This is a genomic window from Paenibacillus sp. FSL L8-0158 (assembly GCF_038592965.1).
Taxonomy (GTDB): domain Bacteria; phylum Bacillota; class Bacilli; order Paenibacillales; family Paenibacillaceae; genus Paenibacillus; species Paenibacillus polymyxa_D.
The window spans coordinates 2,239,376-2,253,305 of sequence record NZ_CP151949.1 but is presented as its reverse complement, the minus strand read 5'-3'; the positions used below and the strand labels follow the sequence as shown (position 1 = coordinate 2,253,305).

The 13,930-nt window shown below is 46.2% G+C and carries 12 protein-coding genes; all 12 read right to left on the bottom strand.

The genetic code is table 11. The annotated features are described in order from the left end of the window. Positions 1-20: 20 nt before the first annotated feature. The gene (gene sleB, locus NSQ68_RS10405; RefSeq protein WP_307349900.1) at positions 21-872 is read right to left on the bottom strand and encodes a spore cortex-lytic enzyme; all 852 of its coding nucleotides are present in this window, start codon (positions 870-872) and stop codon (positions 21-23) included. A gap of 225 nt (positions 873-1,097) precedes the next feature. Then, positions 1,098-3,776, bottom strand: a complete 2,679-nt coding sequence (locus NSQ68_RS10400) for a DNA translocase FtsK 4TM domain-containing protein (protein WP_342428771.1) — start codon at positions 3,774-3,776, stop codon at positions 1,098-1,100. Between the two features lie 103 nt (positions 3,777-3,879). Further along, positions 3,880-4,092, bottom strand: a complete 213-nt coding sequence (locus tag NSQ68_RS10395) for a YlzJ-like family protein (protein ID WP_023988229.1) — start codon at positions 4,090-4,092, stop codon at positions 3,880-3,882. Continuing rightward, complete coding sequence (locus tag NSQ68_RS10390; protein WP_307349895.1) at positions 4,089-4,937, bottom strand: ATP-dependent Clp protease proteolytic subunit; 849 nt, start codon at positions 4,935-4,937, stop codon at positions 4,089-4,091. The genes NSQ68_RS10395 and NSQ68_RS10390 overlap by 4 nt, the downstream gene beginning before the upstream one ends. Positions 4,938-5,165: 228 nt before the next feature. Continuing rightward, a complete protein-coding gene (locus NSQ68_RS10385) occupies positions 5,166-6,845 on the bottom strand; it encodes a ribonuclease J (protein WP_013309942.1) in 1,680 nt (559 codons plus the stop codon). A gap of 350 nt (positions 6,846-7,195) precedes the next feature. Beyond that, positions 7,196-8,077: a 4-hydroxy-tetrahydrodipicolinate synthase gene (gene dapA / locus NSQ68_RS10380; RefSeq protein ID WP_069080939.1), complete on the bottom strand. Its 882-nt coding sequence runs from the start codon at positions 8,075-8,077 to the stop codon at positions 7,196-7,198. A 39-nt stretch (positions 8,078-8,116) separates the two neighbouring features. Further along, entirely contained in the window at positions 8,117-9,334 is a 1,218-nt protein-coding gene (gene dapG, locus NSQ68_RS10375; RefSeq protein ID WP_307349893.1) for an aspartate kinase, read from the bottom strand. 23 nt (positions 9,335-9,357) lie between these two features. Further along, positions 9,358-10,395, bottom strand: coding sequence for an aspartate-semialdehyde dehydrogenase (locus NSQ68_RS10370; RefSeq protein WP_342428770.1), 1,038 nt, complete (start codon positions 10,393-10,395; stop codon positions 9,358-9,360). A gap of 138 nt (positions 10,396-10,533) precedes the next feature. Next, on the bottom strand, positions 10,534-11,127 hold the full coding sequence (locus tag NSQ68_RS10365; protein WP_342428769.1) for a dipicolinate synthase subunit B: 594 nt from the start codon (positions 11,125-11,127) through the stop codon (positions 10,534-10,536). Then, positions 11,124-12,023: a dipicolinate synthase subunit DpsA gene (dpsA, locus tag NSQ68_RS10360; protein WP_029517030.1), complete on the bottom strand. Its 900-nt coding sequence runs from the start codon at positions 12,021-12,023 to the stop codon at positions 11,124-11,126. The genes NSQ68_RS10365 and dpsA overlap by 4 nt, the downstream gene beginning before the upstream one ends. A 184-nt stretch (positions 12,024-12,207) precedes the next feature. Next, the gene (gene dut / locus NSQ68_RS10355) at positions 12,208-12,654 is read right to left on the bottom strand and encodes a dUTP diphosphatase (RefSeq protein ID WP_013309936.1); all 447 of its coding nucleotides are present in this window, start codon (positions 12,652-12,654) and stop codon (positions 12,208-12,210) included. Then, positions 12,632-13,897, bottom strand: coding sequence for a pitrilysin family protein (locus NSQ68_RS10350; RefSeq protein WP_342428768.1), 1,266 nt, complete (start codon positions 13,895-13,897; stop codon positions 12,632-12,634). The genes dut and NSQ68_RS10350 overlap by 23 nt, the downstream gene beginning before the upstream one ends. Positions 13,898-13,930 lie beyond the last annotated feature (33 nt).

Sequence of the window (13,930 nt, the reverse complement as noted above, 5' to 3'; positions counted from 1 at the left end):
CTCCCGGCTGCTTCGGCGTTTTACATGCAAAAAATATGTTCCCCGATGGTTTTCACCTGCGGACGGGTCCAAATCCATTTGGAGGTGGCTGTTTTTGGGTTAAAATAATAGAGACATCCTCCGCTTGGGTCCCAACCGTTCAGCGCCTGTCGTACTGCCTTCTGTGCAGTTTCATTCGGCGTAAGCCAGATTTGTCCGTCTGCTACAGCTGTAAAGGCCCCCGGCTGGAAAACCACCCCAGATGGTGTATTTGGAAAACTAGGTGACTTAACCCTGTTCAAAATAACCGCCGCCACGGCAACCTGCCCTTCAAAGGGCTCGCCACGGGATTCACCATAGACCGCATTAGCCAAAATCTTAAGATCGTTTGCAGATAGTCCCATGGTGTTGGCCGATCCCATCGTTTCATCATTTTGATCCGCTTTATCATTATTGTCCGCTGTCTGTCCCTGAGCGGAACCTTGATTGTTACGATGCATAGGAGTTTCCGTTGGTTTCCAGTTAGGAGTAGCATTCACCAGCTTTAATTTCGTCTTTGCTCCGACCACTCCATCGGGACGGATACCAAATTCCTTTTGAAAACCTTTAACAGCTTTTAGTGTACTGCTGCCAAAATGGCTGTCCACTTTCCCGCCAAAAAAGCCCAGCAACTTCAAACGTGATTGCAACTCATATACATCCTGACCGTAAGATCCAAAATCAACCGCTCCCGAGCTGAATGTCGGCTGGGAAGGTTGCGCCGCTTGTACTTTCTGCTGTGTGCTGGACGGCTCTGCTTGCTGCTGTGCAGAGTCATTTTTAAAAAGTCCTGTGTACGTAATAGCCGAGGCTGCGAGGATACCCGTGCAAATCCAGACCATTGTCTTTTTCATATGCTGCGCTCTACCTTTCTTTTGTGGGATTAACAGGATGGCTACGTTTATTATGACAAGCTCCGCTTAAAGCTATTCACCCTTTTAATCTTCTTTCAGCAGGTAGTCGCCACACCTCAAAAAACATCACAAAAAAACGCTGTTTGTGCACTTGGAGTTGTCATTTTAGAACAACTACCCTGCGAACGAACAGCGTTTTAATGTAGTGCTGGATAGAGATAATGCTTAGGAACTAACTTTATTTTGCTGATATTGCTCCATTGAGATAAGGACCTCACGGGGCTTGCTGCCCTCGTAAGGGCCGATGACTCCGCGAGCTTCCATGGAGTCAATCAGTCGAGCAGCACGTGTATAACCGATCCGCATACGGCGCTGAAGGAGCGAAACGGAAGCTTGTTTAGCCTCTAAAATGATGTTGACAGCCTGATCGTACAGCTCATCCAGCATTTCATCTGCATCAGCCGATACCTCTTCCACCTCCGGCACTAGCGTTTCATCATACTGCGCTTCACCCTGTTCACGTACATAGTTAACAATATTCTCCACTTCTTGATCGCTCATGAACGCTCCCTGAACGCGGACTGGTTTAGAAGCACCCATTGGCATGAACAGCATATCACCACGTCCGAGCAGCTTCTCGGCTCCACCCATATCCAATATAGTACGGGAATCTACCTGCGAGGAAACGCCGAAGGCAATACGTGAAGGAATATTGGCTTTAATTACCCCGGTAATTACGTCAACCGAAGGTCTTTGCGTTGCAATGATAAGGTGGATGCCTGCTGCACGCGCCATTTGGGCAAGTCGTGCAATCGCATCCTCCACATCTCCCGCAGCTACCATCATTAAATCTGCCAACTCGTCCACAATAACGACGATGTAAGGCAGAAATGCATCCGGGTTATCTTTCATCAAATTATTGTATCCCTCAATATTACGGGTTCCTGATTTGGAAAATAACTCATACCTTTTTTCCATTTCAACTACAATTTTTTTCAATGCAAGTGAGGCGCGCTTTGGATCAGTAACGACCGGAGCCAACAAATGCGGGATTCCGTTGTACACGTTCAACTCCACCATTTTAGGATCGACCATCAAAAATTTGACCTCATCCGGCTTTGCTTTGTACAAAATACTCGTGATGATCCCATTGATACACACTGATTTACCCGAACCTGTTGCCCCAGCTACAAGAAGATGGGGCATCTTGGCCAAATTACCGACAATCGTCTGTCCTGCAATATCACGTCCGAATGCAATAGACAAGCTGGAGGCTGACTCCTGGAAAACGGTTGTCTCCATTACCTCACGCATCGTTACAATGGAAACTTCATTATTCGGAACCTCAATTCCGATAGCAGATTTTCCAGGAATTGGAGCCTCCATACGGATATCTTTGGCAGCAAGCGCAAGCGCAATGTCATCCGTCAGACTCACAATACGGCTGACCTTCACTCCAATGTCCGGCTGAATTTCATAACGTGTTACGGCAGGACCACGAACAACCTCCAGCACCTTCGCCCGCACACCGAAGCTTTCCAGCGTTGCTTCCAGTTTGCGTGCCGTTTGCATGTAATCCTTTTGTCCCATACCTTTGCCTGCATTTTGTGGTTTAGCAAGCAAACGAAACGATGGTAGCTTGTACGGTTTAGGCGGCGGCGGAGCCGGGATAGCTGTATGGGTACCTTCAACCTCTTCGCCTGCCACCCCAGTTGCAATCGTCTGAGCTTGTCCCTGCGCACCTTCTAATGTCCCCTGGATCGTAGTCGAATCATCCATATCCGTATTCGCATTGGCACCCACAAAGTCATCATCCAGGGATTCGTCAATAATGGAAGTTGTCAGCTCTGCCCCTGTCAGGGACTCTCCAAATTCAGCTTCCTGTCTTCTTTCCTCATGCTTTACTTGTTCGAAAAAATCCCTAATAATCGGCGACCTTTTTACCGGAATTGCAGCTTCCTGCTCAGCGTGTTCGACTACGTCAGACAGCTCTTCACTCTTGTTGCCGTTTCTCCACTGGGCCTGCGCGTCCTCAGCTTCATATGGAAGATCATGATCATCCTCATCCGTATCGACGGAATGCTCTTCCTTGTCCGCTTTATCTGAATTCTTAAGACCAAATAACTGAAAGAAAATCGGTTGTTTGCGTGCAGGAGGCTGCATTTCGTCAAAGTCATCATCCATGTCTTCCTCATAGGCAGGAATCGGCTCAGACTTGATTTTTCTATTTCCATTACCTTTGCTAGATGCCGAAAGCGGAGTAGCTTTACCAGTCCATTTTTTGCGCACACTTCCCCCAGCTGCTAGCAGCTTGGTCTTTACAATCCGCACCAAATCCACATAGGACAGTTGGGTCATCAGCATGAAACAAATGACGAACATAACGATCATGATCAGTTTAGCTCCCGTGAGACCAAACAGCCACAACAGAACAGTAAGCTGCAATGCGCCTACGTAACCCCCGCTAATATCCTTGTTCAGCATTGAGGTATGGCCCTGCTGATCAGGCGACAGCAACTGCTCACGCATATCTATATGTATCTGGGTCATCACTCCGCCCGGCTGAAGCGCGTTGATCGGCCCCAAACGCTGCTCCATAGATGAAATAGAACTCATGAGTGTAAAGGCAAATACCAACAGGAGCAAACCCGTTTTACGCGAGTTCCACTGGTTCGGCCACTTGCGGTGAATCATCACCATCAGACCATAATAAATGCCAATCAGAGGGATAACAAAATAGAATTTCCCCAATACGAGCCCAAACATCTTGGATAGCGACCGACCAACTGCCGCTTCACCCGACAACGCAATGACCGCTAATGTAATCAGCACAATGCCGTAAATTTCAAATTTCAGAACTCCGCCAAATGCGGCTTTCTTTTTTCTTTTTCTTCTTCTGGACATACAAGGTCACCCCCCAGAAGAATATTATACCACGTCACCTGGTATCCGCACATATGTTCTTTTTCAGCAGTAAATGACCTATTTCTATACTATTCGACACCTTCTACGACCATTCGATGACTTGACCGGGTCCATAACGCGGGTTCAGGTAGGCTTCCAGCGGACAGTCCAACAACCGTACAATGATCCCCCGACGACTTTCAAGCGGCTGTACCTGCATAAGTAGACCGTCTACTCGAACCTCTGCAAGCTCCTCAGCCTCTTTCCACATCCCTTGCCACACCATTTCCATTGGCATTACAGTATATAGTGTCATTGAGGTAGCTCCCCGCTATGCTCCCCTGACAGTGTCTCTGTAGGAGTTCCTGTGGCACTGGGAATAAAAGGAGCATATGGAGCCTGCTGTTGGATCCCAGCGTTCCCGTTTTGCTGACGCCGCGTTTCAATAATGGTGTTCAGCTGTTTTAAAGCCTCTCCGATGCCTCCAACCGCGTCCATCAATCCATACTTCACTGCATCGGCTCCCCCAACCGCTGTACCAATATCGCGGTTTAACTCACCAGTTTTAAACATCAATTCCTTAAACTGCTCTTCTGTAATACGAGAATGAGAAACGACAAAGCGTACGACACGCTCCTGCATTTTTTCCATGTATTCAAAAGTTTGTGGTACCCCAATGACCAGACCGCTCATACGAATGGGATGAATGGTCATCGTTGCACTCTCCGCAATGTAGGAATAAGTGGAAGACACAGCAATCGGCACACCGATGCTATGCCCCCCGCCTATCACAATGGTCACCGTTGGTTTACTCATCGATGCGATCATTTCAGCAATAGCCAGTCCTGCCTCTACATCACCACCAACTGTATTCAGCAAAATCATTAATCCTTCGATACGAGGATTTTGTTCTGCCGCTACCAGCTGGGGAATAATGTGCTCATATTTTGTCGTTTTGTTTTGAGGCGGTAAAATGAGATGCCCTTCAATCTGACCGATAATTGTCATGCAAAAAATATTGGACTCGCCTCCAGGCATGGAGGTTTGACCCAGTTGCTGCAAAGCCTCCATAGCAGGTAAAGCGGGTCTTTGCCCAATTTCTGGTTGATCTGGCGTTTCCGTTTCCTCGTTGCCAGATGATAGATTGCTGTATTGTTCCATATGGGTGATCTTCCTTTCGCTTTACGCATCTATATGACCCGTAGTCACCCTATAGTATGGGATGGAAATGGAATATTTTATACCTACCCCCATGCTTTTCCTTGCCCCGGAAAATCAAAAAGCCTCTCCTCCCGCGGAAACCGTCCAATATTTCCTACGGGAAGAGAGGCGACTGTGTGCCTGTGACTTAAGTTTTTAATTCAGGTTTTTGAACAAATTTCAATTGAATCACACTTCCATTATAATTGGCAGGATCATCGGTCTGCGACGAGTTTGCTCATACAAGAAGCGACCCAGTGCATCCTTGACATTTGTCTTGAGGGAAGCCCATTCATTTACATTTTCACTCATGAGCTTATGCAGTGTACTTGAGACAATACGATTCGCTTCATCGAGCAAACCTTCCGATTCACGGACATAAACGAAACCGCGGGAAATGATATCTGGACCCGATTTAATCGTTCCGTCTTGCTTGCTCAGCGTGACAACCACCACCAAAATGCCGTCCTGTGACAGCAATTTACGGTCGCGCAATACAATATTTCCTACATCCCCTACGCCTAATCCATCGATCAGTACGTTACCTGCTGTAACTTTACCAGCTCTGCGTGCTCCGCCATTCTGAATTTCAATGACTTCACCGATATCCGTGATGAAGATATTTTCAGGCTCAATACCTACGCCTTCAGCAAGAAGGGCGTGACGACGTTGCATTCTGAACTCACCATGAATTGGCAAGAAGAACTTTGGTTTCATCAGATTCAGCATCAGCTTAAGTTCTTCCTGGCTTCCGTGTCCAGAAACGTGGATACCTGGATTAGCTGCGCTGTAATATACATTGGCACCCAGACGGAACAGTTCATCAATTGTGCGTCCAACGTATTTTTCATTACCCGGTACCGGAGTAGCTGCAATGATGACTGAATCCCCTGGAAGAATGTCAACCTTTCGATGTGTGGAACGAGCCATTCTTGTCAAAGCGGACATCGGTTCGCCCTGACTACCTGTGCAGAGAATAACTACACGGTCCGCTGACATTTTGCCAACTTCTTCAGGCTCAATCAGCATTCCATCCGGAATTTCCAAATAGCCCAAGTCCGAAGCAATGCCTACAACATTAACCATGCTTCGACCAATAACTGTTACTTTACGTCCCGTTGCTTCAGCAGCATTAATTACCTGCTGAATACGATGTACGTTAGAAGCAAAAGTGGCTACGACCACACGCTGTCTCGACTTGCGGAAAATGTCTTCCAGCACAATACCAACGCTCTTTTCCGAAGGTGTAAAGCCCGGTTTCTCGGCATTCGTACTGTCTGACAAAAGAGCCAGTACGCCACGTGTGCCAATTTCAGCCATACGCTGCAAATCTGCATATTGTCCGTTCACCGGAGTATGGTCAAATTTGAAGTCACCTGTATGAACAACAGCGCCTTCAGGAGTATCAATACATACACCTACAGAATCCGGAATACTATGGTTGGTTCTGAAGAAGGTTGCTTTTAGTGTGGAGCCCAGCTTAATTTCGGAATCAGCATTGATCAAAATACGTTTGGTTTCACCAAGCAGATTCGCTTCCTTCAGCTTGTTTTCCACCAATCCCAGCGTCAATTTGGTACCATATACTGGTACATTCAAATGTTTCAACACGTAAGGCAAACCGCCGATATGGTCCTCGTGACCATGAGTCAGCACAATGCCTCTTACTTTGTCGCGGTTCTCTGTAAGGTAGGAAATATCAGGAATAACGATATCAATGCCCAGCATGTCCTCTTCCGGGAATTTCAGACCGGAATCCACCACGACAATGTCATTGCCGTATTGAACGACATACATATTTTTCCCGATTTCACCGACGCCGCCCAAAGCGAAAATCATCAATTTATCGTTGTTTGTTTTTTTAGACAAATGAATCTAAACCTCCTATGGTAGTTGGACGTCGTACCTTGATTTGTTTATTTAATTTTCAAAAAAATACCGCACCCAGTCACTTGACCCCATTATACATGATTAAAATACGAAAAAACAAGTCATCCTGTTCGTTACACTAGGTTTCCCATTGCCGTCTCAAACCATTAGTATCTGTCATTTTATGTACATGCATGGTTAAAAGCACAGCAAAAAGGACGTCCTATAAGAACGCCCTTCATGCTGGAGGACCTTGTCAGACAATAAACCCTATCGGTTTTGTACCTACCGACTGCCCATAACAAGGGTACTCCTTAGTATTAATTAATATCTTACATTCCTATTTGTCTTTAGCGGGTAAATAATTTCTTAATAAATTCCGCTTCATCCTCAGTTGGAGGAATGAGCGGCAACCGAACCGAACCTACCTTAATCCCCCTTAATTCCAATGCATATTTTACTGCCACTGGATTAGGCAGAGGATGAGGACAACCAAACAAACCCTTGAAAATCGGGAACAACTGCTGATGCAACTTTGCTGCCTCCTGCGAGTGTCCTCCTACAAGTGAATCGATCATCTGCTTCATTTCAGCACCTACCACATGACTCGCTACGCTGATAATACCATAAGCACCTACAGCCATAGCAGGCAACCCAGAAGCATCATCCCCGGAATAAACCAGAAAACCTTCTGGCGCTGCCGCTGCAATCTGTGTGACCTGCGCAAGTGATGCACATTCTTTGGTTCCCACAATATTTGGAATTTGTGCAAGACGCAGCGTTGTTTCAGCTGTTAGACTCGCTCCAGTACGGCTTGGAACATTATACAGTATAGCTGGAAGGGAAGTGGAGTTTGCAATACTTTCGAAATGCTGATACATCCCTTCCTGATTCGGTTTATTATAATATGGCACTACCAGTAGAACACCATCTGCTCCTGCCTGCTCCGCGGCACGGGTTAGATGAATGGAGTGACGCGTATTGTTGCTTCCAGTCCCGGCAATAATTTTACATCGTCCAGCTGCTTTTTCTACAACAAAAGCAAACAACTTGATTTTTTCATCATCACTCAGGGTAGGAGACTCTCCTGTTGTTCCAGATACAACAAGTGACTCTGAATGCTGTTCTTCTATTAAATAATCAATCAACGAGGACAATGCAGTCCAGTCAATCTCTCCTTGCTGATCAAAAGGTGTCACCATTGCGGTAATCAATCTGCCGAAGTTCACCATGCTGCCTCCTTTTTGCAAGTCCGAGCACGGACCATGCACCTACTGATGGAGTTCAAATTTATTATGCAATGCGCGTACAGCCTGCACCATATCTTCTTTTTTAACAAGTACCCAGATCGTCGTGTTGGAATCTGCGGATTGAAGGATCTGTACGTCTGATTCTGCCAACGCCTCCACAATCGTCGCCATAATGCCCGGTACCCCGTTGATACCACCGCCTATGACAGAAACTTTAGCACATCCGGCCAGTATCCTAGGTTCTAGACCCAAACCGTTCAATACTTCAACCGCTTTGCTTCCATCATGATCGAACACAGTATAAACTGCCCCCGATGGCGTTACGTTAATAAAATCAACGCTGATTCCATGTTCAGCCATAGATTTGAATACTTGTAATTGCAAGTGCTCCATACCCGGCTTTAATTCAACATTAATCTGAGTGACATTGCCAACATACGCAATACCGGTCACGAAACGGTCTACGATGTCTGCCTGCACGTCTTTAAAGCCTTCCGGATGGGTAACTAACGTACCTTCTCCTTCGGAGAAGGTAGAGCGAACACGGACCGGGATATTAGCCTGCATGGCGATTTCAACAGCACGAGGATGGATAACCTTTGCTCCCTGATGAGCCATATTACAAATCTCCGTATAGCTAACATGCGTAAGCGGCTTTGCGTTTTCCACAATGCGGGGATCGGCGGTCAATATACCATTCACATCCGTATAAATATCAACCATATCCGCATGTAGAGCAGCACCCAGAGCAGTAGCTGACGTATCGCTGCCTCCCCGACCCAAGGTAGTCATATCACCGTCTGCTGTTTGTCCTTGAAAACCTGTCACAATGACAACTCTGCCTTGGTTCAACTCTTCAACAACACGGTCTGGCTTTATATCCAAAATACGAGCATTACCGTATTGATCATCCGTAATAAAGCCCGCCTGTGCCCCAGTTAGCACCGTAGCAGGAATACCTTCCTTCTCCATAAGGCTGCATAATGTAGCAGCAGAAATAATTTCACCACAGCACAGCAGTAAATCCCGTTCGCGCTTCGGAAGACTGTCGCCGTTAGACGCCGCCCAATCCAGCAGCGTGTCGGTGGCATAAGGCTCTCCTTTTCTCCCCATGGCCGACACAACAACAACCAATTGATGATTTTGTTCCAGCTCCCGCTTCACATGTGCCAACACAAGTTGACGTGCTTCAGGTGTGGAAAGCGAGGTTCCTCCAAATTTTTGCACCAAAATACCCATTATTTTTCCCCCATATTGGAACGTTACTCCGCGTTTGCAGCAATAATTTCCGCGATTTGCACCGCGTTCCATGCCGCTCCTTTGAGCAGATTGTCGGATACGACCCACAAATTCAATCCACGGCTATTGCCCAAATCACGGCGTACACGCCCCACAAATACGTCAGGTTTTCCTGCAGCTTCAGATGCCAGTGGATAAAGCTGAGCAGCAGGATCGTCCACTAGCGTTACTCCTGGTGCTGAAGCCAGCAGATTGCGGATTTCTTCTAAATCATAATCTTTTTTAAGTTCTACATATACAGATTCCGAGTGACCATATACAACAGGAATACGCACACACGTTGCTGTTACGTCCACAGATTCGTCACCCAGTATTTTTTTCGTTTCACGTACCATTTTCATTTCTTCCAGTGTATAACCATTGTCCTGAAATTTATCAATTTGCGGGATAGCATTGAAAGCAATCTGATGTTTTACTGGCAACGAGCCTACTGGCAACAGATCAGGCTGAACTTCATCACCGTTAAGAATCGCTACGCTTTGACGATTCAATTCATCAATAGCTCGGCTTCCAGCGCCGGAAACGGCCTGGTATGTGGATACTATGATACGAGAAATGCCATACTGATCATATAATGGTTTCAAAGCAGCTACCATCTGAATGGTTGAGCAGTTCGGGTTCGCAATAATGCCTTGATGCTCGGCAATTTTGTCGCTGTTCACCTCAGGCACTACAAGAGGAGCTGTCGGATCCATTCGGAATGCATTGGTGTTGTCAATGCAAACTGCCCCATGACGAACAGCATGCGGCGCCAATTCCTTACTTACGTCTCCACCTGCACTAAACAAAGCAATGTCGATTCCCTCAAAGCTGTCGGGGGTAGCAATCTCTACTGGAATTTGCTGACCTTTAAAGCTAATTAACGTGCCGGCAGAACGAGGCGAAGAAAGAAATTTGATTTTGTCCACAGGAAAATCCCGTTTTTCCAGCAGATTTACGATTTGTTCTCCTACAGCGCCTGTGGCTCCAACGACAGCTACATTAAACTTTCTATTGCTCATCTGGTGTATCTCCCCTTCTCGACTAAAAAACCATTTTTTATTCTGAAAGCATCCACCGCCAACAAGAAATTAGACCCGATACAATATCGAATCATCTTCTAGGCGAGGGATGCTCAGCAGTTAACTATAATACTTACTTCATGGGGTCTTGCGTTCCACAATCATCGGCTGAAGCTGTTTGCCCTGCAATGCTTCATAAGCAGCCTCTGGAATCAACTCCATGTTAGCTACAAGCGAGTTCGGCTTTTTAACTGGATTGTCCTGTCCGAACGGTACAAAAAAGATATTTTTGGCTACGAGTAATTTGGCGATATTGGCAGCATTTAGGCCCAGTCCATCATTAGTAGATATGGCTAAAAGAAGTGGACGACCGTTACGCAATTGCGCCTTGGCAGCCATCAAAACCGGACTGTCTGTCATCGCATTCGCTAACTTACTCATCGAATTCCCCGTCAAAGGTGCAATCACCAGCACATCGAGTATTTGGGAAGGACCCAGTGGCTCAGCCTCCACAATTGTAGAAATGATATCATTCCCTGTTATATCTTTCAACTGTTTTTGCCAACTTTGCGAACTACCAAAGCGAGTATCCGTTGTTAGCACTGTATTGGATATAATAGGGACGACCTTCGCACCCTCATCAACAAAGCGCTGTATAACAGGCATTACCTCTTCAAATGTGCAATGTGAGCCTGTAATTGCATAACCTACCGTTTTCCCTTGCCAACTCATTGTGCATCCCCCCGATCAGGATTATCTTCCATTAACAACTGCACCAGCGTATTCGCTATAATGGCACCAGCAGTTTTGGGAGCAACAATACCGGGAAGACCAGGGGCAAGCATAGCCTTGATTCCACGCTTTTCCGCATAACGGAAATCACATCCGCCCGGGGCGGAAGCAAGATCTATAATCACGGTGCTCAATGGCAATTTAGACAGGATTTGCGCTGTGATAATCATAGAGGGTATCGTATTAAAAATCAAGTCAACTCCCTTTGTCTCATGCGCTAAATCCCTTGTCATAAAAGGCTTCCAACCCATTTCCACGGCTCTCGCTGCATCCTCTGCCCGCCGTACTCCAACCTTCACTCTAGCTCCCAATCCCTGTAGTGCCCTTGCCATGGTAAATCCAGTCCGTCCCATGCCTAGAACCATACAATCTGCACCGTGAATCGTAAAATCAGTATGCTGAATGGCCATCATCAGTGCGCCTTCGGCCGTAGGTATAGAGTTGTATATGGCCACATCGTCTCTCTCCAGCAGCTCTACAAGCTTTAACTCATGTCTGGTACAAATTTCTTTTAAGTACGTCCGGGCCATTCCTGTATATACAATACAATGAGGTGGAAGAGCAGCAGCATGCTCATTCAGAAACTGGAGCTTCTGTGCTCCGAAAAGTGCATTTACGTTGCCTTCCTCATCGCATCCCACCACCGGCAAAATCAATGCATCTGACGATTCCAGCAGCTTGACAGACAGTGGTTCTAGTGTCACTCCTTTGAGTGGTACTTCAAGCTTGTCAAAACCGACCACACTGACGGTAGCATCCATGTCCACACATTTACGGATTACCTCAAGCTGCCTCGCATCGCCACCCAAAACAACGACGCGTATTCCTGTTAGCATCCGGATCACTCCTTTCCGAGACACGATATGCTTTTAGTCTATGCGAGTGCCCGGAGAGGGGTGAAAAAACACAAAAAAAGCCACCTCTTTATGAGGCGACCTTTATATGCATACATACTCTTAAGCAAGTAAATACGAAGCTTTTTCAAAATAGATATTCGTACATTTTAAACCAAACATAGCCTCAGCGTCCTGTATGACCAAAGCCTCCAGCACCACGCACTGTTTCAGATAATTGGTCTACTTGTTTCAGCTCTACCTCAGGTACAACTTGAAATACCATTTGTGCAATTCGCTCATTGCGCGTAATCGTGAATGATTCCTCGCCCAAATTAATAAGAAGTACCTTAATCTCCCCACGATAATCCGCATCAATTGTTCCCGGTGTATTGAGACAAGTAATACCATGCTTAAGAGCCAGTCCACTTCGCGGACGGATTTGTGCCTCCAATCCCGCCGGCATAGCTATTGCAAATCCGGTTGGAACGAGGCAACGTTTGCCGGGTTCCAGTACCAGATTCTCCTGTACTGCTGCATACAAGTCAAACCCTGATGCAAGCTCTGACATTTTGCGGGGCAGTTCAATATCCTCATTGCCCGCGAGTCTGTTAATTTCCACGTAAGTTAACAAAATAGTCCCTCCTCATATCCTTTACCGCTGAATCACTCGCTCCCACCATCGACAGGGCAAACGGCTCCGAGAACATCCGATCCAGCACTTTGTTCACATCATTTGCCGTCACTTGCTCGATATGTTCGATCATTTGATCCAGCGTATAATGCTGACCCAGCATTAATTCATTTTTTCCAAGCCGATTCATCCGGCTACCTGTACTTTCAAGGCTTAAAATCAAACTTCCTTTTAATTGCTCCTTGCCTTTACGAAGCTCATTAGCGTCTAAACCGTTGACAGCCACATCTCGTAAAAGATCCAGCGTCAAATCCAGCACGTCCTTTGTTTGCTTTGGAGCCGTACCTGCATAGATCGTGAACATGCCACTGTCCGCATGGGAGCTATGATAGGAATAGACCGAATAAGCAAGCCCACGCTTTTCCCGAATTTCTTGAAACAAACGTGAACTCATGCCGCCACCGATCGCGTTATTCAGCAAAACCATAGCATACTGGAGTTCGTCACCCGTTGCAAATCCAGGTAGGGATAAACAAATATGATTTTGCTCCGTTGCTTTCTCATGATATAACAGTTCACCATTAAACGCAGGTACTGTCAGCGGCGAAACGGTTCCATGATTGTCAAAATGTCCAAAATGTCGCTCCAACAATTCTACCAAGCGATCGTCAACATTACCAGCCACACTGATAACCGTATTATCGATTGTATAATGTTCCCTCATATAATGGCTGAGATGTGAGCTATCCATAGCAAGCAGGTGATCTTCGGTTCCGAGAATCGGATAAGCTAGTGGATGTTCACCATAGGCGGCGCGAGATACAAGATCATGCACCATATCATCCGGTGTATCCTCATACATGGAGATTTCCTCCAAAATCACATTCTTCTCTTTTGCCAATTCTTCCTGATCTAGTTTGGAATTAAAAAACATATCAGACAGCACATCAACTGCGATCGGTAGATGCTCATCCAACACTTTGGCATAATAGCATGTATATTCCTTCGAAGTAAAAGCATTAACATTTCCTCCGATGGCATCGAATTGCTCAGCGATTTCCTTAGCGTTAAAACGCTCTGTTCCTTTGAAAAGCATGTGTTCGATAAAATGAGAAATACCGCTATTGTCCGGCGTTTCATTCCGGGAGCCAGTTTTAACCCAGATGCCGAAAGAAACTGAACGCACGGTTGGAATTTTTTCAATGACCACTCTTAGGCCGTTTTTGAGTTGAATTCTTTCCACGATTGGCCCTCCTAAACTGAATTGCATACTTAG

Coding starts and splice junctions, on each gene's coding strand:
- sleB (WP_307349900.1), bottom strand. CDS start 872: ATGAAAAAGACAATGGTCTGGATTTGCACGGGTATCCTCGCAGCCTCG.
- NSQ68_RS10400 (WP_342428771.1), bottom strand. CDS start 3,776: ATGTCCAGAAGAAGAAAAAGAAAAAAGAAAGCCGCATTTGGCGGAGTT.
- NSQ68_RS10395 (WP_023988229.1), bottom strand. CDS start 4,092: ATGACACTATATACTGTAATGCCAATGGAAATGGTGTGGCAAGGGATG.
- NSQ68_RS10390 (WP_307349895.1), bottom strand. CDS start 4,937: ATGGAACAATACAGCAATCTATCATCTGGCAACGAGGAAACGGAAACG.
- dapA (WP_069080939.1), bottom strand. CDS start 8,077: ATGGTGAACTTCGGCAGATTGATTACCGCAATGGTGACACCTTTTGAT.
- dapG (WP_307349893.1), bottom strand. CDS start 9,334: ATGGGTATTTTGGTGCAAAAATTTGGAGGAACCTCGCTTTCCACACCT.
- NSQ68_RS10370 (WP_342428770.1), bottom strand. CDS start 10,395: ATGAGCAATAGAAAGTTTAATGTAGCTGTCGTTGGAGCCACAGGCGCT.
- NSQ68_RS10365 (WP_342428769.1), bottom strand. CDS start 11,127: ATGAGTTGGCAAGGGAAAACGGTAGGTTATGCAATTACAGGCTCACAT.
- dpsA (WP_029517030.1), bottom strand. CDS start 12,023: ATGCTAACAGGAATACGCGTCGTTGTTTTGGGTGGCGATGCGAGGCAG.